The sequence below is a fragment of the Ciceribacter azotifigens genome, from assembly GCF_048159625.1.
GTDB lineage: Bacteria > Pseudomonadota > Alphaproteobacteria > Rhizobiales > Rhizobiaceae > Allorhizobium > Allorhizobium azotifigens.
Genome location: NZ_JBLQTA010000007.1, coordinates 105,084 through 126,277, shown reverse-complemented (window position 1 = coordinate 126,277; position 21,194 = coordinate 105,084). Strand labels below are relative to the sequence as shown.

Here is a 21,194-nt window from a genome sequence, read left to right as displayed (position 1 = left end):
CTTCATGACAGTAGGAACGCCCGGGCGTCGTCAGGCGCGAGTTGCGATCGCAAGCTGGCCATGAGACGGTCGGGACCGAGCCGACGCAGGTCCTCGTTGAAATCACCGAGTTCCGGAGCAAGTACGAGCGGCAGGATTCGGAGTGCCTGCGCCCGGCGGCTCAAGCCCTCGACGCCATGGCGGCCGGCCGCATCCGCGTCGGTGGCGATGTAGAGGCGGATACATCCAATTGGGAGCCGGAACGCGGCAAGGTGGTTGGCGCTCAGTGCGGCAACCATCGGCATGGCGGGCATCACCTCCGAAAGCGACAGGATGCTCTCGATGCCCTCACCGGCGACCATCACCGGAACGAAACCTTGGACGGGGAAGTGGAAGCGCACCGCATTGCCAAGAAGCCTGCCGAGCGCTCGGCGCGGCGTGTCGACCCTGGCCTTGCCGATGCTGCGCGGATTGCGCGCCGCGCTGTCGAGATAGGTGCGATGAACGCCGGTGATCGCGCCGGCATCATCGGTCACCGCGGCGATCATGGCCGGATAGCTGCTCGTCACGCCCGTCGCGAAATCCCGGTAGTAGCAGCAAGGATGAAAGCGCAGGGCCGGGTGTAAAGCCCCGTGCTGGATCGCGCGTCCGCGCAGGTAACCGTCTGCAACTGTGCCGGCCAGCGGCTGTGTCATCCGGAACAAGCGCCTGGCGCGATCGACCGCAAATGCCGCGGCCGACGCGTGATCGTTCACGTTACTCCCGCGGGAGGGCAGCCGATCGGCGTCGACCAAGGGCGGGGGCGGAAGGCTGAGGAAGCGTCGGGCCTCGTCGGCGACGTCGCGGAAACTGGCGAGGCCGCAGGTCTCTCGCACGAGATCGAGCAGATCACCGTGCTGTCCGGTCGCGCAATCCGTCCAGCGACCCGCACGTTGGCCAGCCAGGTGAACATAGAGTGAGCGGCCGCTATTGTTGGCAACGTCCCCGACGAGCCAATAATTGCCGAGACGACGACCGGCCGAAAGATAATGGCGGCAAACCGCCTCGACATTTTTCGCAAGGCGGTCCGCCAGTTGCGAGGCTGAAAGCATGGGAACCTCCATCACGGCCGGCCGGTCATGTCCGACATGCAGCGCGCCTCCCGAAACCTTGGGAGCTTCGTAAGAAGCGCGGCGGCGTTCATCGCAGTCGGGCCGGGCGGCATGGGCATAGAGAACGGAACGAGTGACGCGCCAGGAGGACGCAGCGCATCGCTCCCACTGCGGGGGCCAGGTAGGGGGAACGTTACGGCGCCTGCTCGCGCGCTTGGAGAGGGGTCATGTTCATGGCAAACCTTGCCGGGAGCGACTGGTCAGCGGCCCGCCGGGCGCTCTCCAAACCGGGCTGGCCGCCCAGACCGCGGCCCCTCTCTCCCTCCTTGCGTAATTTCGTCGCCGTTCAATCGAACCCATAGCCTTCAGCGGCCTTCACCAGCCTTTATCGCGCCTCCAAATGTATTATACTGCTTCATAAGAGGCAGTATAATGGCGGAAGGTCATACGCCTCCCGCCGGAGCGCGCTGGTCCTAAGCACGACCTGCGAGGAGAAAACAGGGGGAAGGACATGCGACGATTTCTGATCGACGGCAGGATCATCGATGGAGAATCGAACGCGATCCAGTCGTTCCTGTCGCGTTCCTACGAACAGGAAGCTCGACCGCACTGCCTGTGCCGGGAGCCGCCGATCCCGATGTACATCGCCCGGGTAGAGGGGAATTATATCGTCAAACGCATGCCCCTTTCGGGGCGGGCCCACGATCCGTCCTGCCCGTCCTATGACCCGCCTTACGAACTGTCGGGTCTCGGACCCCTGGTCGGGGGCGCCATCAGGATCGGCGCAAACGGGCGCGCGAGCTTGAAACTGGATTTTCCGATCACGAAGAGAGGATCGCGCAAGACGCCTTCTCGGCCCATCGAGCCTGCAGAGGCGCCCATACGAAACGAGGCGAAGAAGCTCTCTTTGCGGGCAGTGCTGCACTATCTCTGGGAGGTGGGGGAACTGACCGAGTGGAGATCATCCTGGGCGGGCAAGCGCGGCTGGGGTCGTGTCCGCGCGAGTCTTCTGGGTGCCGCCGCACAGATGACTGTCCAGGGCAAGGAACTCAGCGAGCTTCTGTTCGTTCCGGAGGTTTTCCACCCGGACGACAAGGCGGGCATCGCGACGCGCCGGACAGCCACGTTGGCCGCTGCACAGGCGTCCCGAACGGGACCGCGCAGGCTGATGATCACAATTGCGGAGGTCAAGGAATTCAAGCCAGGGCGTGACAGTCAACGCGCCACGTTACGGCATCTTCCGTTTCCGCTGATCATCGAGGAAGCTGCGTGGCAGCGATTGAACGCAAGGTTCAAGCCCGAACTCGAACTCTGGCGCTCGAGTGAAGACGATCACCTGATCCTGATCGCCACCTTCGGGATTTCCGCCTGCGGTGTCGCGACCGTCGAAGAGCTTGCAGTGATGGTGGTGAACGAGAACTGGATTCCGTTTGAAAACGCGCACGAGCAGTTGCTTCTGAAGCGCTTGTCTGGTCTGCGGCGAAAGAGCATCAAGGGTCTGCGCTTCAACCTTACTCGCGATCGACCGATTGTGTCCGTCACCTTACCGGACCTGCGACCGGCCCCCGTCGCAATGTTCATCGTTCCGGCGGCAGCGGACGAGAATTACGAGCGCATCGTGGCGGAAATGACCAGCGCAAGGCCCGAGATCGCGTCGTGGGTCTGGCGCGTCGCCGACGGCGAAATGCCGCGATTGCCGTAACCGCTAAATCCGCCAAGGTGCAGCGCTGATCAGTCCAGCCCCGGCAAATCGACCGGCCCGAATCCAGGATCGCCAGGTTGATTGGACTCCGCATCCGAAGGATGGATGTTCCCGATAGTGACCTTCATAAGCGAGATCAACCGACGGCAAGGATTGAATAATCCGGGGTTCCATCCCAGACGAGATCCCAGGACGCCCCCGGGCGGACATTCTGGATGGCATGAGGCTCGAAGCAAACAAGACAATTCCCCCCAGGGTGAGGCGCCCGGACAGACGGATAGATCAGGCCACGCGAGCCTTCGCGCCGCAGATGCCGGGCAAGACTCTGCCCTTCGGGATAGCCGATTTCAGGATCGGGGTTCAGCGCTGGATGGCGTGGTTCGTCGGTGATGTCATTGAACTCACCGATGAAGTCCGCCAACAATTCGACGTATCGGGCGCTGTCATTGAATGAACCTGCGTAGCCAAGCTCCCTTGTACGATGCCAGGCCACCTCGCTGACGCTGACCAAGACATCCCAGGCGCAGTACCAGGCGCCACGCTCGTCGGAATTGAAGCGGTTGCCGCCCGCGCGCGTGTACACGAAGGCAGCATTAACGTGCGTATCTCCATAGACGGCAAGATCACGGCTCCGCCGCCGCCAGGCAAGTTCGCGCGGGTCGAGATGAGGGTTTCTGCCCCGTTCGGCGAGAAGACGGCCACTGGTTAACCCCTCGACTTCCGCAAGAACCGTGAGTTCGTCGTCAGTGTCCACGAGGCCACGAAGCGCGGGCAGCTTGTGGTAGGTTGCAGGAAAAGGCGGATCAGACCTCGGTCGCGAATCTCGCTCCGCCTCATGCGCCACCGCGCACGGCATCGAGATAGGTACGAACCGCCAGGATCTGCGGCAGCCCTCCCTCGATCGCGGTGTCCACGGGTCGTCGGCCACCGAACAGGGCCCCGCATTCGGGCGCGAGAACCAACTGCGCGCGAGCGGCTCGGAAAAATAGAGTTCGAGCGACTTGTAGATGCCTATCACCGCACTGAGACGCAGGAGTTGGTCCTTCGTCAACTCTCCCGCGAAATCGGGCTTCCTGGCGCGCTTCCATGTACTCTCGGACATGTCTGCAAGACCAGCTGCCTCCTTCACGCTGAGGCGCCAGAGGTCGACAACACGTGCGTAGGCTTTCAGCGCAACGGCGTTGATGTTAGCGGGCTCGCGTGTTTTCTCTGAAACTTGCATCGCAACCTCCAACAAAGCAATTATTGTCCATATGCACCGCACGTAAAGTCCATATGACTTGACCGAGTGGCCACGAACCTGCCGTCGCGTCGCCTACGCCCGAGCTCTCCGTGCCCAGTCCCGCAAATGCGATGACGACACCAAATCAATGATGTCGGGCGTTAGGTAGCAAAGATCATAGAAAACGGCTATCGAATTGAATTAAACGAGCAATCTTGGATACTAGCAACCGCCGCAACTCCCGCGGAACGCGCCACAAGACGACAACGCCGTTTGCATGCGACGCGGTTCTTTAGCGCTTATTCACGGTCAATTCCCGTATGCAACCTCGGTGCAGGAGCGGCGGCGTGCAGACAATGGAGCGGACCACTGTCGCTGCCATTATGGCCATATGTTAAGCGGCAATACGGCGGGAGCGGCTCTGTCTTCGTGGAACTTCCGAAAGAATCTTTTCGCCAATACCCGCCAAACGAACAGGCGCATGGTCCTTGAACTTGACGACCAGCTCTAGCTCTCCACCGAGAGCCTCCACGTAATCCCGAAGCGTTGAAAGAAGAAAATCGGAGCGCTTCTCCATCTGCGCAACCGAAACCTGCTTCTTGCCCATCTTGCGTCCGATATGCTCCTGTGTCAGGTCGAGGGCTTTCCGCAGCTTTTGAAGCGTGTCATATTCCTCAAGCAATTCCTTAGCCCGCAGGTCGGACGCCTCGATCATCTCGGGAGTCATCGTTTCGGCAAAAACGTCTTTGGCTGATTTAGCCATCACTCTTTCTCCTTCTTCTCCAACTCTCCTAAATGCGCTTTGTAGCGCTTATCAGCAGCATTGATCAGCTTCTTACAAAACTTCTTTTCATTCGTACCCGACTTATCTCCGGCGACAAGAATGACGGCTTTTCTCTCCGGATCGAATGCAAATGCGGCCCTCCAAACTCCGTCAGCCGCATCAAACCGAAGCTCCTACATATTTGCGTAGTCCGAACCATTAAGGGTATCAGCGCGTGGCCGTCCAAGCTCAGGTCCACGATCCTCGAGAAGCAAGACCAATGCTCGCAGTTCGATCTTTACCTCCTTGTCGAACTCCCTGAACTCCCTGAACTCCCTAGCGAAGTCCTCATCAAATACCACATTCCACGACATTGGATATAGCTTTGCCTTTATATAATGTCAACACTATAGCGCTACCCTAGGTTGGCGCTATATCGTTACCCACCCCTGATTAAACAACCGCGTCAATTCATCCGACGTTTGCCTGCCAATTGAATATGGCAAACTTCTCGATGGGCCTTCCAGGCCGCGTGTGGCGACTATATTCCGGAATGTCCTGCAAGGCACAATAGCCGCGCCCCAGAAACGACACGCGGAGGTAGATCGATCCGATGCGCCCCGCCGAGCGGATTGACCGCGCGACGGAGTGGTATCTTGCACGGCACCTCCCTCGACACGAGGCAGACACGGATCCTCGTTACGGGAGAAATGATACGGATCGTTGAGCGCCGGGAAGATTGTCACGAGGCTTGCTCGAGCAGCTTTCTTGCCTTTCCCTCCAGTTCAAGACGAGCGTCCTGATGGGTCCTTCTTCGGGCAAGCGCCGTCATGCCCTGAACGAAGTCGAAGATGGATTCCGGCGGCCTCCCCTCCTCCTGCAAGACCGTCTCGATGATCCTTGCGCTGTCGCCTTTGGAGAAGCCGCGTTTGCGCAGGAAACCCTCGCGGTCCTCGTCGGTGCGGGCAACGATACGATCCCGCGCGGCCCTGATTCCCGCGACGAAATTTGCCGGAGAGGAGTTGGCGAAGCTCGTCAATGCTGGCGCGGCCTCACGGGCGAAGCGATGGCCGGCGAACTTCGAATGACGGATCACGATTTCCTCGAAGTTCTCCGTTCCCCAGAGATTGCGATTGGCGCACACCGCCCGCAAGTAGAAGGACGCAATCCCCAGTGTCTTCGAACCGACTTCACTGTTCCAGCAGTAGAAACCGCGGAAATAGAGATCCGGTTCGCCATTGGGCAGCCGGCCGGCTTCGATCGGGTGGGTGTCGTCAACGAGGAACAGAAAGACGTCGCGATCGCTGGCATAGAGCGTGGTGGTCTCTTCACTGACTTCGACGAAGGGATTGTGGGTCATCGTTGACCAGTCGAGAACTCCCGGCACTTTCCAGATCGTGTCACCGGTTCCGTTTCCAGCAATATGCATGACCGCCGACACCAGTTCATGATCCCAGACCCTGCCGTATTCCGGCCCCGTGATGGCGCGGAGTTCGACACGTTCGTCATCGGTCTCCAGCGTCTTCATCATCTCAGACCGGTGGGAGAGCAGTCCGTGCTGGAGGTTGATGCCGGCAAGGGGCGCGGGAAGCTGGCGCATATAGGTCGCCGGTGCGCCAATGAGACTGCAGAGCTGCCCATAGCTCCAGTGGGTCGGGAAAAGGGGCCGTCTCTGGCCGGGGACGATCAGCTCGATCCTGTCGGCATCAGCGCGATTGGCCTCAACCCGGATTGCCGCACTTTCGACGGTACGCGTCTGGGCACGGTCGGATCGCATTTTCACGGCGTCGTAGAGAGCGCCGAGCGACAGATAGCGCTCGTCGGCGGGGCGAGAGAACCACTCCGACGACACGCGTCCGACACGCTCGCCACGCGAGATGTCGACCTTGAAACCTGCAGTCGAGGCAGGGACTGAACTGGAGATCGTGGTATTCATGTGCTGTCTCCTGAAACAAGATCGCCCGGCGCGAAGGGCCGGGCTGTTGGGTCGGTTGCTGCCGAGGAAATGGCAGCCTGCGGGGTAGAGTGAAGGCCCGGCTCGCGCCGGACCTTCTTGAAGGATTGGGTCAATCTGTGGCCGAGACCAATGCGTCCTCATCCTCGACGGGGCCGGAGGCAGGATCTCCGGCGTCCGGTTCCTGCACCGGAGACTGCGGCGCTCCTGTTTCTGCGTCCTCGCCCGTCGCGCTGCTCCCGTCGCCACCGACATTCGCATCGGCAGCAATGGTGCAGTCTGTAGGTTCCGGCGGCGGGACTTCGGGAACAGATGCGCGCAGCGGCTCCGGAAGCCATCTCCTCCCCCGCAACAGCCGCTCGGCCTCGCGTGCCATGTCGGGTTTCTTGAGGTGGTCGATCAGCTCGACCGCCTTTTCTCCACGTGCCTCGCGAACGGCCATCAGGATGTGCGCTTTTGTGATCCTGCCGAGGTAGTTGTCGACGGTCGGTTCCCAGCCTGCCTCGGCCATATCGAAGCCGAGGGACCGGGCAAGCTGCTCTGCATGTGCAATTGCGGCGGGCCGCCGGTTCCATGTCTGGACGACGGCGTTGAGCGACAACGAAATGCAGTGCGCGAACAATGCCTGTCGACTGACCTCGTCGAGCGAGATCAGGTAGTCCCAGATCGTGCCGGCATTCCGTGGGAGATCGTGTCCCCACGCCTCGTGGCGCTGGTCGATCTCCTTTGCCCAGGCGGTGTCGCAAAGGCCCGGCGTCTGGCCGAGATTTGCGCTCTGGAACGTCAATTCGAGGCAGGAAGCGGACCCCTGGGAGAAGAACGTCCTGAGCACGAGGGCATGCAGGGCAGCGACGAAGGCAATCGCCGGATCGTTGGCGAGCGCGTTTCTGAGTGCCAGGGTGCGCGCGGCCGTCAGGTCTTCGACGACACGGTCGGAAAGGCCACGCGCGGCACCATCTTCCTCGTCGGCTCCATCCACCTTGTTCGTCTCTGCGCCGGAGTGGGCACCATCCATCGTGGACGGTGCACCATCTCCGTCGCCGTCGTCCTCTTCGCTGCGGTCGCTTGCATCGTCGCCTTCACCATCCCCAACCGGCTCATCTTCGGGACGGACGAAGCCGCGCTCGATTTTCGGCTTGCCGTCGGCGCCAAGCGAGATGAACGCGCCGCCGCGAGCGACCTCCTGCCGATCGAAGACAAAGGGGCGATTGTTCAGGCGATCAAGTTCATCGCCGAGTTCCTCCAGCCGCTGTTCGAGGTCAGGGTCGTATTCGGTCGCCTCTGCATAACTGGCATCGAGCGTCTTGTACTGCGCCTCAACCTCTTGGCGGCGCGCAAGCTCGTCGTCGGTGAGCTCGGCCCGCTCTCCATAGAATCGGCGGAGTCCGGCAGTGTGTCCGTAGGGGAAATCAAATGCAGCCTCGACCCATTTCCAGCCTTCGTCGGCCTTCAGGACGTCGGCGTTTGCCCTGAGCTTTTCGATTGCGAGTTGCTCGAGCAAGGATGGGTCCTCCAGCCATCCGCCGTTATCGTCATCGAAGAGATCGTGCATGACGATCCCGCCCGCAGCTTCGTAGGCCTCGATGCCGAGATAGACTGCGCGGCGGTCCGTTGCGCGCACCGTCGTTTCGGTCAGGAGCCGACGAATGTAGTAGGGTTCGCGCGACGGCTGGCGCGAAATCAACTCCCAGACCTGCTCCTGGCGCGCGTGGTCATCGGTGATCGAAAACGCCATGACCTGCTGGAGCGTCATCTCGTCGGCAGCATATCGCTCGAGAAGACGCGGAGAGACGGATGCAAGCCGCAGCCTTTGCCGCACCGTCGCGACAGATATAAAGAAGCGCGCGGCGATTTCCTCTTCTCCGAGACCCTCCTCCCAGAGCGTCACGATCGCCCGAAACTGATCCAGCGGATGCAGATCGAGGCGCTGGACGTTTTCCGCAAGCGAGTCCTCCACCTCATCGGTCGTGGATTTGCTCACGATGCAGGGAACGGCGACGCTTCTGGCAAGCCGTCCCTGGCTGACGAGGAGTTCAAGCGCCCGGAACCGGCGCCCGCCGGCCGGAATACGATAGAACCCGGTTTCTCGTCCTTGCGCGTCATGTTCGACGCGAACGTTCAAACTGGTCAGAAGCCCGCGCCGGGCGATATCCTCTGCGAGATCCGCAACGGATATCCCCGCCTTCGTCTTGCGAACATTCCGCTGACTGAGGACAAGTTTGTTGAAGGGGATTTCGCGCCCGGCATTGAGCGTGATCTTTTCAGAAGCTTTTGCCATTTGGCTTTCTCCATGGCGGATTGCCCGGAGCCTCTCTCCGGACACCTCACTCCGCCAGGAAACCCCCTTCCCCACTCTCCCTCTCGCCCACTAGGCTTGCCTTTCCCGGCAGGCCCGTCGCTTGCGTCGATCGGAAAACCCAGGCGAGCATTGGTGTGGGGACGAAGCGCTCCGCGTTCAGGCATCCCGCGCGTAAACAGGAGGAAACCAACTGCACGTTCTCGCGACCAAATGTGCGAAGGCGTCAGCCCCGGCCGTGCCGGCAAGCTTGCCCCTCCAGCGCGCGGCGGAAAGACATGACATGACCAAACGCAAGAATAAGGCGGCGCGGGTCGCGGGGATTTTGCGACCCGACAAAGATGCATGACGCCGAAGGTCGGCAAAATGTCGAGCCGGAGGAATATGGTTTGAAACATCAATAGATTGGTAGTAGACATGAAACACCAAGGCTGAAACATGAGAAGCGATGGCGGAACCGTGATTACCTCCGCTCAATTGCGAGCCGCCAGGGCTCTTCTCGGAATTGACCAGCGCCAACTGGCCGGCCTCGTCGGTGTGTCCGTCCCGACCATCCAGCGCATGGAAGCAAGCCCACACGTGATCCGCGGCAATGTCGACTCGCTGATGCGACTCCTGCGCGCTCTCGACGATGCCGGAATCGCCTTGATCGATGACGGGGAGGCGAGCGAAGGGGGCGGCCGCGGCGTGCGGCTGAAGATGTCGCCGTCCCGTGGAACGCCCGAAGAGGCCGCACTCGCCCCAGCTGCGGGGGACCAGTCATGACCCCCGTCCAGGTCGTCCTCGTCTCGGTCGGCGCCTATCTGGGCACAGCCGTGCTCGGCGCGGCGACGGGACGGAAGCCCTGGGCAACCACCCTCGTCTACACGCTCGCCCTTTGCATTTCCGCGGTCGTCCTTGCGACTGCCGCCGCGCAACTGCTCGGCGCGACGGCAGGGAAGCCGGCCTCGGAGACGGCGCTGTCGCTCGGGCTTCCCTGGCTCGGGTCGCATCTCCGGCTCGATGCACTCTCGGCATTCTTTCTCTCGGTCGTGGGGCTCGGCGGTGCGCTCGCGAGCCTCTATGGCCTCGGCTACGGGCACCATGAACAGGCGCCGCAGCGGGTGCTTCCTTTCTTTCCCGCCTTCCTCGCCGGCATGAACCTCGTGATCCTCGCGGCCGACGCGTTTACCTTCCTCATCTCGTGGGAGTTCATGTCGCTGGCCTCCTGGGCGCTGGTGATGGCGCATCATCACGAGGCGGCCAACCGAAAGGCCGGCTATATCTATATCGTGATGGCAAGCTTCGGCACGCTCGCGCTGCTGCTCGCTTTCGGGCTGCTGGCGGGAGCGGACGGCAATTATGCCTTCGCCGCGATCCGCGCCGCCGAGCATACGCCGCTCGTCGCGGGAAGCGTGCTCGTGCTTCTCCTTCTCGGCGCAGGCTCGAAGGCGGGCCTCGTACCGCTGCATGTGTGGCTGCCGCTTGCCCATCCGGCCGCGCCGAGCCATGTCTCGGCGCTGATGAGCGGGGTCATGACCAAGGTCGCCATCTACGGCTTCATCCGCATGGTGTTCGATCTTCTCGGACAGCCCACGCCGTGGCAGGGTATCCTTGTCCTTGTGATCGGCGGCGCGACGGCCAGCTTCGGCATCCTGCACGCGCTGATGGAACGGGACCTCAAGCGGCTGCTCGCCTACAGCACGATCGAGAACATCGGCATCATCTTCGTCAGCCTCGGACTCACGCTCGCCTTCGCCGCAAACGGCATGAGCGGCCCGGCGGCGCTCGCCTTCACGGCGGCGCTCTTCCATGTCCTCAACCATTCCTTCTTCAAGAGCCTGCTCTTCTTCGGCGCCGGCGCCGTGCTGAGCGCGACCGGCGAGCGGGACATGGAAAAACTCGGCGGGCTGATCCACCGCATGCCGGTCACCAGCTTCGCCTTCCTCGTCGGCAGCGTGGCGATCTCGGCGCTGCCGCCTTTCAACGGTTTCGCCTCGGAATGGCTGACCTTCCAGGCGATCCTGCAGAGCCCCGATCTGCCGCAATGGGGATTGAAGATCATCGTCCCGGCGATCGGCGGGCTGCTGGCGCTCTCGGCAGCGCTTGCCGCAACCTGCTTCGTCAAGGCTTTCGGCGTGACCTTCCTCGGGCGCCCACGCACGGCGATCGCCTCGACCGCGACCGAGGTTGATCGCTTCTCGCTTGCCGCGATGCTTGTGCTTGCAGCACTCTGCCTTCTCGCCGGCATCCTGCCGGGTCTCGTCATGGACGGGCTCGCGCCGGTCGCGCTCGCGCTTCTTGGCGATCGCCTGCCTGCCCAGGCCGGTATCGCCTGGCTGTCGATCGTGCCGATCACCGAAACCCACAGTTCCTATAACGGGCTGCTGGTTTTCCTCTTCATCGCCTTTTCCGCCTCAGTGTCCGCCTTCCTCGTCCACCGCCTCGGCTCGCGGGCACTCCGGCGGGCACCGGCATGGGATTGCGGCTTTCCCGAGCCGAGCCCGATGACGCAGTATTCCGCGGCCGGTTTCGCACAGCCGATCCGCCGTGTGTTCGGCACGCTGATCTTCCGCGCCCGCGAGCGGGTCGACATGCCCGCACCGGGCGAACTGCGGCCTGCGCGACTGACGGTCACGACCCGCGATCTCATCTGGGATTGGCTCTATGCGCCGTTGACCGGCGTCGTCGGCTATGCCGCGGAAAAGCTCAATCACCTGCAATTCCTGACGATCCGGCGGTATCTCAGCCTCGTCTTCGTCGCCTTGATCCTCCTGCTTCTGGTGGTGGCGCTATGGACGTGATCTTCGCCTTCTTTGTCCAGGCCCTGCAGATGACCTTGGTCATATCACTGGCGCCCCTGCTCACGGGCTTCGTGCGCAAGGTGAAGGCGCGGCTGCTGCGCCGTCGCGGGCCATCGGTCTTCCAGCCCTACCGCGACCTGTTGCGGCTCTTTCGCAAGGAGGCAATCGTCGCGGAGAGTGCCTCCTGGCTCTTCCGGGTCGCGCCCTATCTGATCTTTGCAGCGACCTGGGTGGCGGCTGCGATCGTGCCGACTTTTGCGACGGGGCTCATCTTCAGCTGGACGGCAGACCTGATTGCCATCGTTGCGCTCCTCGGCAGTGCCCGCTTCTTTCTCGCGCTGGCAGGCATGGATGTCGGGACAAGCTTCGGCGGGATCGGCTCGAGCCGCGAGATGATGATCGCGACGCTTGCCGAGCCGGCAATGCTGCTCATCATCTTCTCGCTGGCGCTCGTCGCTGGCTCGACGCAGCTTTCCAGCATCGCCGCCTTCGTCAATTCACCGGAGGTCGGCCTGCGCGTGTCGCTCGGTATCGCACTCGTCGCGATCGTCATGGTGGCGATCGCGGAGAATGCCCGCATCCCCGTCGACAATCCGGCGACGCACCTCGAGCTCACCATGGTGCATGAGGCGATGGTGCTCGAATATTCCGGCCGGCACCTTGCAATGATCGAGCTTGCCGCCTCGCTGAAACTCCTGCTCTACGTTTCGCTGATCGCCTGCATCTTCGTGCCGTTCCAGCTTGCCGGCCCCGGCGACGCACCGACGACTTACGTGATCGCGGCGCTCTCCTATCCCGTCAAGCTCGCCGTCGCCGGCGTCCTGCTCGCCGTCTTCGAGACCGCGACCGCCAAGATGCGGGTTTTCCGCGTTCCGGAATTCCTCGGGGCAGCCCTGATGCTCGGGCTGCTCGCGACCCTTCTGCGCTTCGTCTCGAGGAGCCTCTGATGCACGGTCTCGTCTTCGACATCGCACATCTTCTGGCCGGCGGTCTGGTCGTCGTCAGCATGATGATGCTCTACCAGGACCGGCTCTATGCGCTCCTTAACGTCTTTGCGCTGCATTCGCTGGTGCTGACACTCTCGGTCGCCTGGCAGGCCTATATCCAGGATGCGCCGCATCTTTATGTGACGGCAGCGATCGCGCTCGTCTTCAAGGCGATCGTCATTCCGGTCGTATTGCACCGGATGATCCGCCAGCTCGGCATTCACCGTGAGATCGAAACCGTGGTCGGTGTCGGGCCTACCATGCTTGCCGGTATCGGGCTCGTCGCACTGGCCATGTTCGTCATGCTCAGGGTCACCCCCGGGGCCAATCCGCTGGTCCGCGAAGACCTCGCCTTCGCGCTCTCGGTGCTGCTGATCAGCCTCCTGGTGATGGTGACGCGGCGGAATGCGGTCAGCCAGGTCGTCGGCTTCATGTCGCTCGAAAACAGCCTCGTACTGGCCGCGACCGGCGCCAAGGGCATGCCGCTCGTCGTGGAGATCAGCGTGGCGTTCTCGATCCTGATTGCCTTCATCGTCATCGGCGTCTTCCTCTTCCGCATCCGGGAGCGTTTCGACACCGTCGATGTCGCCGCCCTCGACGACTTCAAGGGGAGGATGCGCAAATGAACGCGCTCTCTCCCCTCCTCGCCTTCGACGCCGAACGCGCCGTCCTGGTCATCCCGATCGTCGCCGCGGTCGTGCTCGCGGTCCTGCCCGGCTATCGCCTCACCGCCCGGCTCAACGTGGTCGCGAGCCTGCTTACCCTTCTTTCCGCCCTTTCGCTCTTCATCACGCCGCGACCGGAGGCCGGGCAGTATCTCCTCGTAGACGACCTCAACATCGTCTTCATCGTGCTCAACACCTTCGTCGGATTCACGACCAGCGTGTTCAGCGCGAGCTACATCGCCCATGAGCTGGAGATCGGCCGGCTGACGCCGGCGAATTTGCGCTTCTACCACGCGATGTACCAGATCATGATGTTCGGCATGAACCTCGCCTTCGTCTCGAACAATATCGGGCTGATGTGGGTGGCGGTCGAACTGGCGACGCTGACCACCGTGCTGATGGTCGGGATCTACCGAACCCACGAGGCACTCGAAGCTGCGTGGAAGTATTTCATCCTCGGCAGCGTCGGCATCGCCTTTGCCCTTTTCGGGACGATCCTCGTCTATCTCGCGGCGCAGCCTGTGGTCGGCGAAGGCTATGACGCCATGGTCTGGACGATCCTGATCCAGCACGCCGCCGCCTTCGACCCGGCGCTCCTCAACATCGCCTTTGTCTTCCTCTTCCTCGGCTACGGCACCAAGGTGGGACTGGCACCCCTGCACGCCTGGCTGCCGGACGCTCATGCGGAAGGTCCGACACCGATTTCGGCGGTGCTTTCGGGCCTTCTCTTGAATGTCGCGCTCTATGCCGTGCTGCGCTTCAAGATGCTGCTTTCGGCAAGTCCCGAGGCGCTGGCGCCTGGACCGCTGATGATGACGATGGGGCTCGCCTCGCTGATCTTCGCCGGCTTCATGCTCTACCGGCGCCGCGACATCAAGCGGATGTTCGCCTATTCCTCGATCGAGCACATGGGCATCATCGTCTTTGCCTTCGGGCTCGGCGGGCCGCTCGCGAACTTCGCCGGCCTCCTGCACATGGTCATGCATTCGCTGACCAAATCAGCGATCTTCTTTGCCGTCGGCCATATCTCGCAGATCAAGGGAACGCAGCGGCTTTCGGCGATCCGGGGGCTGACCGAGACGCATCCGGGCCTCGGCTGGGGATTGCTCGCCGGGGTCGTCGCGATCGCCGGCCTGCCGCCCGGCGGCATCTTCATGAGCGAGTTCCTGATCGTGAGCTCGGCCTTCGCCAAGCAGCCCGCACTCGCCGTGTTGCTGGTGTTCGGGCTTCTCGTCGCCTTCGGCGCGCTCCTCCTGCGGCTGACCGGTGCGGCCTTCGGCCGGCCGCGCGGCAGCAGGGCGCCGGCGGAAGCCTCCTACCTGCCGATGTATGCCCATCTGGCGCTCGTGCTGATCGCCGGGATTTATCTGCCGCCACCGCTGGTCGCCTGGTTCCAGCACATCGCCAACCTACTTCGCTGACGGGAGGAGATCGTGACGACACTCGCCGAATTCCTCCTCGAAGGCCAACTGGTCGAACAGCATCGTCCGTTCGCGCGGACCGTCGTCGACGAAGCGGGCTGGATCGCCGCGGCCGAGGCACTCGCTGCGGGGCGCTGGACGCTGCTGGGCCTCTGGGGCGAGGCGACGTCGGTGCACATGGCGCTTTTCGAGGAGCCGGGAACGATCGGGGTGGTAAGCCTTCAAGGCCTGAGTGGGAGCTATCCTTCCGTTGCGCGCCACCATCTGCCGGCGTTGCGTCTCGAGCGTACGATCCGCGACCTGTTCGGACTGGAGCCGGTCGGACTGCCCGACCCACGCCCCTGGGTCGACCACGGCAGGTGGGGCATTCACGCACCTATCGGCGAAGCGGGGCCGGGAAGCGACACCGGCCGTGCCTATGCCTTCCTGTCTGCGGAGGGCGAAGGCCTGCACCAGGTTGCCGTCGGCCCCGTCCACGCCGGGATCATCGAACCGGGGCATTTCCGGTTTACCGTGAATGGCGAGACGATCGTCCGGCTGGAGGCGCGGCTCGGTTATGTTCATAAGGGTATCGAGGGGCTGATGGCCGGCGCGGATATCGGGCGGGCGGAGCAGCTTGCCGGGCGGACGTCCGGCGACAGCACGGTCGCCTACAGTCTTGCCTTTGCGAACGCCCTCGAGGCGGCGATCGGCTTCGAGGTCCCGCCTCGGGCCGTCTGGCTGCGGGCGCTGATGGCCGAGCTCGAGCGGCTGGCGAACCACCTCGGCGACATCGGGGCGATCTGCAACGACGCGGCCTTCGCGCTGATGCTCGCCCATTGCGGCGTGCTGCGCGAAAACGTGCTGCGTGCTGCCGACACCGCCTTCGGCCATCGACTGATGCGTGACCGGATCGCACCGGGCGGCGTGACCGTCGATCTCGAAGGCGCCGGCCTCGCAGCGATCCGGCAGGTCGTGGCGGACATCCGCCGGCGCTTCCCGCCCCTGGTCGAACTCTATGAGAACACCGCCTCGCTCCAGGACCGGACGGTGACGACAGGTGTCCTGACACCGGGACTGGCACGGCAGTACGGCACCGGCGGCTATGCCGGCCGCGCCTCGGGCCGCAGCTTCGATGCGCGCCATGTCGTGCGCTATGCGCCTTATGACCGGCTGATCTTCGACGTGCCGGTCTTTGCCGAGGGCGACGTCAACGCCCGTGTGTGGGTTCGCATCCGCGAAGTGGAGCAGAGCCTTTCGATGGTCGATCAATTGCTCGACCTTCTGCCCGACGGACCGACCGCCGTTCCGGTGCCGGACCTCGGCAGGACCTGCGAGGGCGCGGCCCTCGTCGAGGGTTTTCGCGGCGACATTTTTGTCTGGCTACGGCTTTCGGCGGACGGCACCGTCGAACGGTGTCACCTGCGCGACCCGTCCTGGTTCCAATGGCCAGTGGTCGAGGTCGCCATTGAGGGCAACATCGTCGCCGACTTCCCGCTCTGCAACAAGTCGTTCAACTGCTCCTATTCGGGCTCGGATCTTTAGGGAGGAACGGAGGCCATGCGCAAACTCCTCTTCGAGAGCCTCGTGCGGAAGCCACTGACGGAGAAGGGCCCGGCACCTTCCGATGCGGCGGTCGATGAGCTCGGCCGCGCCGTCGAGGAGCGCGCGCGGCGCAGGCTCGGTCGCAGCCTCTCGATCCGTGTGGTCGACGCCGGATCCTGCAACGGCTGCGAGCTCGAAATCCACGCGCTCAACAACGCCTTCTACGATGTCGAGCGTTTCGGCATCCGCTTCGTCGCCTCGCCGCGCCATGCGGACGTGCTTCTGGTCACCGGCCCCGTGACAAAAAACATGCGCGAGGCGCTCGAGCGGACCTATACCGCAATGCCCGCCCCGAAATGGGTGGTGGCTGTTGGCGATTGCGCCCGCGACGGCGGTTGCTTTGCCGGGAGCTATGCGGTCACGGGCGGCGTGTCGGAAGTCGTTCCGGTCGACCTTCACATCCCCGGCTGCCCACCGTCGCCAACCCGCCTCCTCGAGGGCCTGCTGGCTCTCCTTCAACGGGCAGAAGGAAAGGACGAAGCAGTGGGGAAGGATTGAGGGGCACGCTTTGCCACTCCACTCTGCGTCAGGAGAGGTTTCGGACGTCGCGGCTGTGGGTCGCAGGGACCAGATCGAGTGCCCGGCCTCTCCCGTTGAATGATGTTCAGTGATAGCGCGCAATCGCGAGATCGGTCGCGTCGATATCGGGTTTGCGACCGGACACGAGGTCGGCGATGACACGTGCGGAGCCCGAGCTCATGGTCCAGCCGAGCGTGCCGTGGCCAGTGTTGAGGTAGAGGCCGGAAACCTTGGTCGCGCCGATCACCGGTGTGCCATCCGGCGTCATCGGGCGAAGGCCGGACCAGAAGCTTGCTTTCGAGACATCCCCGCCGGGGAAGAGATCAGTGACGGAGTGCTGCAGCGTCAGGCGGCGGGGCTCGCCGAGATCGTTGGTATAGCCGGAGATTTCCGCCATGCCTCCGACGCGGATCCGGTCGCCGAGCCGCGTGATGGCGATTTTGAAGGTTTCGTCCATCACGGTCGAGACCGGTGCACGTGCCTCGTCGGTGATCGGGATGGTCAGCGAGTAGCCCTTGACGGGATAGACCGGCAGACGAATGCCATGCGGCCGAACCAGAAGCGGCGAGAAGCTGCCGAGTGCGACGACCACCGCATCGGCTTCCAGCCTGCCATGGGCAGTGATGACACCCCGCACACGGCCACCCTCGACATCGAGGCTGCGAATGATGCTGCTGTAGTTGAAGCGCACGCCAAGCTCCGCAGCCTTTGCCGCCAAGGCGTTGGAAAATTGGAAGCAGTCACCGGTTTCGTCCTTCGGTGTCAGCAGGCCGCCAACGATTTTTTCACGCACATGCTTCAGCGCCGGCTCGACGCGAATGCAGCCATCGGGATCAAGCACCTCATAGGGAATGCCGTCGGCCGCCAGCGCCTTGACGTCCTTGGCGGAGGCATCGAGCTGGGCCTCCGTCCGGAACAGCTGAAGTGTACCCTGCATTCGTTCGTCATAGGCAATGCCGGTTTCCTCGCGCAACGCGGCAAGCGAGATGCGGCTGTAGTCCGCCAGCCGCAACATGCGGCTCTTGTTGATGGCATAGCGCTTCGAGGTGCAATTGGAGAGCATCTTCAGCATCCATGAAATCATGGCGGCATCGATCTTCGGGCGCAGGATCAGCGGCGCGTGTTCCATGAACAGCCATTTCAGCGCCTTCATCGGAATGCCGGGGGCCGCCCAGGGTGAGCAATAGCCGAAGGAGACCTCGCCGGCATTGGCAAAGCTGGTCTCCAGCGCCGGGCTGGGCTGGCGGTCTACGACCGTGACCTCATGGCCGGCCTTTGCAAGCTGGTAGGCCGATGTGACGCCGACGATACCGGCGCCAAGAACGATAACTTTCATGATGTCCTCAATTGGGAGTAGAAAAGGTCTAGCGGTATTGCCGCTCGTAGCGCTGGCCGAGGCCGGTCAGAATTTCATAGGAAATGGTGCCGGCGTCGCGCGCGATGTCTTCGAGCGTCTGATTGGGCCCGAGCACTTCCACGAGACTGCCAAGGCGCAGGCGATCTTCCGGCAGAGTGGAGACGTCGACGATGATGCTGTCCATCGAGACGCGTCCGACGATTGGCAGGCGCACGCCGTCGCAATAGACGGCCCCGCGGCCGCCGAGGCTGCGCGGCAGGCCGTCGGCATAGCCGGCAGCAATCGTTGCAAGCCGCGTTTCGCCCGTCGTCACATGGGTTGCGCTATAACCGACCCGTGTTCCGGCAGGTACAGTGCGCACCTGCACCACGGCGACATCGAGGCGAACAACCGGCTCCATGGGATTTTCGGCGCCACTCGTCGGAGCGCTGCCATAGAGCGCGATGCCGGGGCGGGCGAGGATTCCGTGAAAGGTTTTGCCGAGGAAGATGCCGCCAGAATTGGCAAAACTGACCGGGAATTGCGGAAATTCGGCCGCGATGCATTCCATCTCCGCCTGCTGGTCTCCATTCTGGACGCTGTCGGGATCGTCGGCGGAGGCGAGGTGGCTCATGACGAAAAGTACATCGATGCCGTTTTCAGTCTTCAACAGTTCGGCAAGCACCGGCCGGTCTTCGGGCGCCAGGCCAAGGCGCGACATGCCAGTGTCGAACTGTAGCACGGCGGGCAATCGGCGGCCGACTTCCTTTGCCACAGCCGCCCAGCGCCGCCATTGCTCCAACGAATTGATGACCGGGATGATGCCGCCCCTCGCGCATGCCTGTTCATTGCCGGGCTGCAGCCCGTTCAGGACGAAGACCGCGGCATCGGCAGACAGACGTGGCCGCAAGGCCAAGGCTTCTGTGAACTGTGCGACGAAGAAATAGCGGCAACCATGCGCATACAATCTCCGAGCGACACGGTCCGCGCCAAGCCCATAGGCATCCGCCTTGACGACAGCCGCTGCCTTTGCCGGAGCAAGGTCGCCGGACAGCCGCTCGTAATTGCGCGCCAGTGCTGCGAGATCGATGGACAGAATGCCCGATGGGCCTGCGGCATCAGCTTGGCAGCTGGTCGTCTTTCGCAATACGCCGTCCATTTCGACCCCCCCTGTTGATCGCGGAAGCCTAGTGAAATGATCGTAAAATTGCCGACGAAAGAGTGCTTGATTATTGTGCCATTTGCTCGCTATTGAAGGAAATAATCAATTTTTGGAATAATCTGCGATGGCTGCCCTCGACGCAATCGACCGAAATATCCTGCGCCTGCTGAGGCTTGATGCGCGGATGAGCAATGCAAGCGTGGCGGCCGAAGTTGGCCTTTCCCAATCCGCCTGTCTCAGGCGGATCAAGCTCATGGAAAAGGGCGGTGTCATCCGCGGCTATACGGCGCTGGTGGATGCGGGAAACAGCGATGCGACGATCGCCGTGATCATCAACATCACGCTCGAACGGCAGACTGAAGATCATCTCGACCGCTTCGAGGCGGCGGTGCGCAAGCATCCGGAGATCCGCGAATGTTTCCTGATGACCGGCGGATCGGACTACCTGCTACGGGTCGAGGTCGACAATGCCGGCGAATTTGAACGCATCCACAAGGAAATCCTGTCCAAGCTTCCCGGCGTACTCAGGATCCATTCGAGCTTTGCGATCCGCAATGTCCTGGCAACGCGGACAAGATCCAGGCCGTCAAGCTAGCGATCTCTGTCTCATCACCCGCAATGCGTCATCATGGAGGCTGCGGGTCGCGGCCGGAGACCGCCCGCAGGCTTGAGATTGTGATCTCGCCGGTCACGGCACATTCATAAACTCGACAACGGGCAGGTCGTCGCCTTTGTCAAGCGCTGGTCTATGCCTGTCCTTCACCGTCGTTCAGCGGCGCGAGAAGCTCCAGAACCAGGTCCCGCAGCCAGCGGTGGGTCGGGTGATTGGTGTTGCGCCTGTGCCAGATCATGCAGATCAGAACCGGATTGATCGGCATGGGTGGCGTGTAGATGGCAAGGCCCAGTCGGGGAGCCATCTTGCGCGCGAGTTGTTCCGGCAAGAGCGCGACGAGGTCGCTTCCCGCGACCGCATTAACGACGCCTCCGAAGACCGGCATGGTCATCACGACGCGCCGCTCCCGCCCGATCCGGGCAAGTGCGGCATCGCCCATGGCCCTGAGTTTGCCTTCGGGCGAGAACACCACGTGGCCGAGATCGCAGAAGAGGTCGATCGGCACGATCTCGCCTTGCCGGACCTCCGCGCGTGCCAGCCTAGGATGCCCTATCCGCGCAATCATCACGAAGCGGGAGCGGAAGGCCGGTGCATTGTCGGTCCAGGTCGGGAAGTCGATCTTCGGCACAAGGGCGAGGTCGATGCCATGCCTCTCGAGTGTCCCGACATAATTGTCGGGTACCAGATCGACGAGTTGCACCTGGATCTTCGGCGCCAGTTGCGAGAGCGCGTTCGCAAGCGAGGGCATCAGCATTTCCGCGAAGAAGTCAGAGCCGGAGATCTTGAAGCTCTGCTCGGCTTTCGCCGGATCAAAGCTGCCAGGCCCGGCAAGGAGCGTTTCGACATCCTCCAGGATGTGACGGAGGGGGAATTCGAGACTTCTTGCGTATTTCGTCGGCACGAGGCGCTGCCCCTCGCGCACGAAAAGCGGATCGTTCAGGGCGTGCCGAAGACGGCCGAGCGCGGAGGAGACGGCCGGCTGCGAAAGGCCGATGCGTTCGCCGGCCTTCACGGTGGATTGCTCATGCAACAAGGCATCGAGCACCCGCAGAAGATTAAGGTCGAAGCTCGATAAATTCATTAAACGAATTTATTCTATAACAACTATCGATTTCAAT

Annotated in this window: 17 protein-coding genes and 1 pseudogene; 9 read left to right on the top strand and 9 right to left on the bottom strand. The window is 62.6% G+C overall.

What is annotated here, in order from left to right; all coding sequences use genetic code 11:
- Nucleotides 1-2 precede the first annotated feature (2 nt).
- Nucleotides 3-1,070: a DUF7146 domain-containing protein gene (locus ACM6UT_RS12445; protein ID WP_416797661.1), complete on the bottom strand. Its 1,068-nt coding sequence runs from the start codon at nucleotides 1,068-1,070 to the stop codon at nucleotides 3-5.
- A gap of 511 nt (nucleotides 1,071-1,581) precedes the next feature.
- On the opposite strand from ACM6UT_RS12445, the gene ACM6UT_RS12440 reads away from it, so the two are divergent.
- A complete protein-coding gene (locus tag ACM6UT_RS12440; RefSeq protein WP_416797660.1) occupies nucleotides 1,582-2,772 on the top strand; it encodes a DUF1173 domain-containing protein in 1,191 nt (396 codons plus the stop codon).
- Between the two features lie 136 nt (nucleotides 2,773-2,908).
- Here the strand turns inward: ACM6UT_RS12440 and ACM6UT_RS23485 are convergent, their stop codons facing one another.
- The 5 genes and pseudogenes from ACM6UT_RS23485 to ACM6UT_RS12410 all read right to left on the bottom strand — a co-directional run bounded on the left by ACM6UT_RS23485 (nucleotide 2,909) and on the right by ACM6UT_RS12410 (nucleotide 8,989).
- On the bottom strand, nucleotides 2,909-3,994 hold the full coding sequence (locus ACM6UT_RS23485) for an RES domain-containing protein (RefSeq protein ID WP_465245562.1): 1,086 nt from the start codon (nucleotides 3,992-3,994) through the stop codon (nucleotides 2,909-2,911).
- 394 nt (nucleotides 3,995-4,388) lie between these two features.
- Nucleotides 4,389-4,757, bottom strand: a complete 369-nt coding sequence (locus tag ACM6UT_RS12425) for an XRE family transcriptional regulator (RefSeq protein ID WP_416797659.1) — start codon at nucleotides 4,755-4,757, stop codon at nucleotides 4,389-4,391.
- Nucleotides 4,757-4,939, bottom strand: a pseudogene (locus ACM6UT_RS12420) (type II toxin-antitoxin system RelE/ParE family toxin); the annotation flags it as partial. The gene ACM6UT_RS12425 and the pseudogene ACM6UT_RS12420, both read right to left, overlap by 1 nt.
- A 560-nt stretch (nucleotides 4,940-5,499) precedes the next feature.
- The gene (locus tag ACM6UT_RS12415; protein ID WP_416797658.1) at nucleotides 5,500-6,693 is read right to left on the bottom strand and encodes a DUF932 domain-containing protein; all 1,194 of its coding nucleotides are present in this window, start codon (nucleotides 6,691-6,693) and stop codon (nucleotides 5,500-5,502) included.
- Nucleotides 6,694-6,823: 130 nt separating this feature from the next.
- Nucleotides 6,824-8,989 carry a ParB/RepB/Spo0J family partition protein gene (locus tag ACM6UT_RS12410; RefSeq protein WP_416797657.1) on the bottom strand — a complete coding sequence of 722 codons (2,166 nt, stop codon included), beginning with the start codon at nucleotides 8,987-8,989 and terminating at the stop codon, nucleotides 6,824-6,826.
- Between the two features lie 456 nt (nucleotides 8,990-9,445).
- Here ACM6UT_RS12410 and ACM6UT_RS12405 point away from each other — a divergent pair, with 456 nt between their 5' ends.
- The 7 genes from ACM6UT_RS12405 to ACM6UT_RS12375 are packed head-to-tail and all read left to right on the top strand — an operon-like array spanning nucleotide 9,446 to nucleotide 16,944.
- Nucleotides 9,446-9,772, top strand: a complete 327-nt coding sequence (locus ACM6UT_RS12405; RefSeq protein WP_416797656.1) for a helix-turn-helix domain-containing protein — start codon at nucleotides 9,446-9,448, stop codon at nucleotides 9,770-9,772.
- Nucleotides 9,769-11,790 (top strand): hydrogenase 4 subunit B, encoded by a 2,022-nt coding sequence (gene hyfB, locus ACM6UT_RS12400; RefSeq protein WP_416797655.1) that lies wholly within the window; start codon nucleotides 9,769-9,771, stop codon nucleotides 11,788-11,790. The genes ACM6UT_RS12405 and hyfB overlap by 4 nt, the downstream gene beginning before the upstream one ends.
- Nucleotides 11,781-12,737: a respiratory chain complex I subunit 1 family protein gene (locus ACM6UT_RS12395; RefSeq protein ID WP_416797654.1), complete on the top strand. Its 957-nt coding sequence runs from the start codon at nucleotides 11,781-11,783 to the stop codon at nucleotides 12,735-12,737. The genes hyfB and ACM6UT_RS12395 overlap by 10 nt, the downstream gene beginning before the upstream one ends.
- Nucleotides 12,737-13,402, top strand: coding sequence for a hydrogenase-4 component E (locus tag ACM6UT_RS12390; RefSeq protein WP_416797653.1), 666 nt, complete (start codon nucleotides 12,737-12,739; stop codon nucleotides 13,400-13,402). The genes ACM6UT_RS12395 and ACM6UT_RS12390 overlap by 1 nt, the downstream gene beginning before the upstream one ends.
- Nucleotides 13,399-14,862, top strand: coding sequence for a hydrogenase 4 subunit F (locus ACM6UT_RS12385; RefSeq protein WP_416797652.1), 1,464 nt, complete (start codon nucleotides 13,399-13,401; stop codon nucleotides 14,860-14,862). The genes ACM6UT_RS12390 and ACM6UT_RS12385 overlap by 4 nt, the downstream gene beginning before the upstream one ends.
- A gap of 12 nt (nucleotides 14,863-14,874) precedes the next feature.
- Nucleotides 14,875-16,386, top strand: a complete 1,512-nt coding sequence (locus ACM6UT_RS12380; protein ID WP_416797651.1) for a hydrogenase large subunit — start codon at nucleotides 14,875-14,877, stop codon at nucleotides 16,384-16,386.
- A 15-nt stretch (nucleotides 16,387-16,401) separates the two neighbouring features.
- Complete coding sequence (locus ACM6UT_RS12375) at nucleotides 16,402-16,944, top strand: NADH-quinone oxidoreductase subunit B family protein (RefSeq protein ID WP_416797650.1); 543 nt, start codon at nucleotides 16,402-16,404, stop codon at nucleotides 16,942-16,944.
- A gap of 106 nt (nucleotides 16,945-17,050) precedes the next feature.
- Here the strand turns inward: ACM6UT_RS12375 and ACM6UT_RS12370 are convergent, their stop codons facing one another.
- The gene (locus ACM6UT_RS12370; protein ID WP_416797649.1) at nucleotides 17,051-18,301 is read right to left on the bottom strand and encodes a D-amino acid dehydrogenase; all 1,251 of its coding nucleotides are present in this window, start codon (nucleotides 18,299-18,301) and stop codon (nucleotides 17,051-17,053) included.
- Between the two features lie 28 nt (nucleotides 18,302-18,329).
- Nucleotides 18,330-19,460 carry an alanine racemase gene (gene alr, locus ACM6UT_RS12365; protein WP_416797648.1) on the bottom strand — a complete coding sequence of 377 codons (1,131 nt, stop codon included), beginning with the start codon at nucleotides 19,458-19,460 and terminating at the stop codon, nucleotides 18,330-18,332.
- A 127-nt stretch (nucleotides 19,461-19,587) separates the two neighbouring features.
- Here alr and ACM6UT_RS12360 point away from each other — a divergent pair, with 127 nt between their 5' ends.
- A complete protein-coding gene (locus ACM6UT_RS12360) occupies nucleotides 19,588-20,058 on the top strand; it encodes an Lrp/AsnC family transcriptional regulator (protein ID WP_416797647.1) in 471 nt (156 codons plus the stop codon).
- Between the two features lie 151 nt (nucleotides 20,059-20,209).
- Here the strand turns inward: ACM6UT_RS12360 and ACM6UT_RS12355 are convergent, their stop codons facing one another.
- Complete coding sequence (locus tag ACM6UT_RS12355; RefSeq protein WP_416797646.1) at nucleotides 20,210-21,157, bottom strand: LysR family transcriptional regulator; 948 nt, start codon at nucleotides 21,155-21,157, stop codon at nucleotides 20,210-20,212.
- Nucleotides 21,158-21,194: the final 37 nt, after the last annotated feature.

Excerpts from the sequence above, each read along its gene's own strand:
- ACM6UT_RS12405 (WP_416797656.1), top strand. The coding sequence starts at position 9,446 with ATGAGAAGCGATGGCGGAACCGTGATTACCTCCGCTCAATTGCGAGCC.
- ACM6UT_RS12425 (WP_416797659.1), bottom strand. The coding sequence starts at position 4,757 with ATGGCTAAATCAGCCAAAGACGTTTTTGCCGAAACGATGACTCCCGAG.
- ACM6UT_RS12390 (WP_416797653.1), top strand. The coding sequence starts at position 12,737 with ATGCACGGTCTCGTCTTCGACATCGCACATCTTCTGGCCGGCGGTCTG.
- ACM6UT_RS12370 (WP_416797649.1), bottom strand. The coding sequence starts at position 18,301 with ATGAAAGTTATCGTTCTTGGCGCCGGTATCGTCGGCGTCACATCGGCC.
- ACM6UT_RS12355 (WP_416797646.1), bottom strand. The coding sequence starts at position 21,157 with ATGAATTTATCGAGCTTCGACCTTAATCTTCTGCGGGTGCTCGATGCC.
- ACM6UT_RS12375 (WP_416797650.1), top strand. The coding sequence starts at position 16,402 with ATGCGCAAACTCCTCTTCGAGAGCCTCGTGCGGAAGCCACTGACGGAG.
- ACM6UT_RS12385 (WP_416797652.1), top strand. The coding sequence starts at position 13,399 with ATGAACGCGCTCTCTCCCCTCCTCGCCTTCGACGCCGAACGCGCCGTC.
- ACM6UT_RS12440 (WP_416797660.1), top strand. The coding sequence starts at position 1,582 with ATGCGACGATTTCTGATCGACGGCAGGATCATCGATGGAGAATCGAAC.
- ACM6UT_RS12395 (WP_416797654.1), top strand. The coding sequence starts at position 11,781 with ATGGACGTGATCTTCGCCTTCTTTGTCCAGGCCCTGCAGATGACCTTG.
- alr (WP_416797648.1), bottom strand. The coding sequence starts at position 19,460 with ATGGACGGCGTATTGCGAAAGACGACCAGCTGCCAAGCTGATGCCGCA.
- ACM6UT_RS12410 (WP_416797657.1), bottom strand. The coding sequence starts at position 8,989 with ATGGCAAAAGCTTCTGAAAAGATCACGCTCAATGCCGGGCGCGAAATC.
- ACM6UT_RS12360 (WP_416797647.1), top strand. The coding sequence starts at position 19,588 with ATGGCTGCCCTCGACGCAATCGACCGAAATATCCTGCGCCTGCTGAGG.
- hyfB (WP_416797655.1), top strand. The coding sequence starts at position 9,769 with ATGACCCCCGTCCAGGTCGTCCTCGTCTCGGTCGGCGCCTATCTGGGC.
- ACM6UT_RS12415 (WP_416797658.1), bottom strand. The coding sequence starts at position 6,693 with ATGAATACCACGATCTCCAGTTCAGTCCCTGCCTCGACTGCAGGTTTC.
- ACM6UT_RS12445 (WP_416797661.1), bottom strand. The coding sequence starts at position 1,070 with ATGCTTTCAGCCTCGCAACTGGCGGACCGCCTTGCGAAAAATGTCGAG.
- ACM6UT_RS23485 (WP_465245562.1), bottom strand. The coding sequence starts at position 3,994 with ATGCAAGTTTCAGAGAAAACACGCGAGCCCGCTAACATCAACGCCGTT.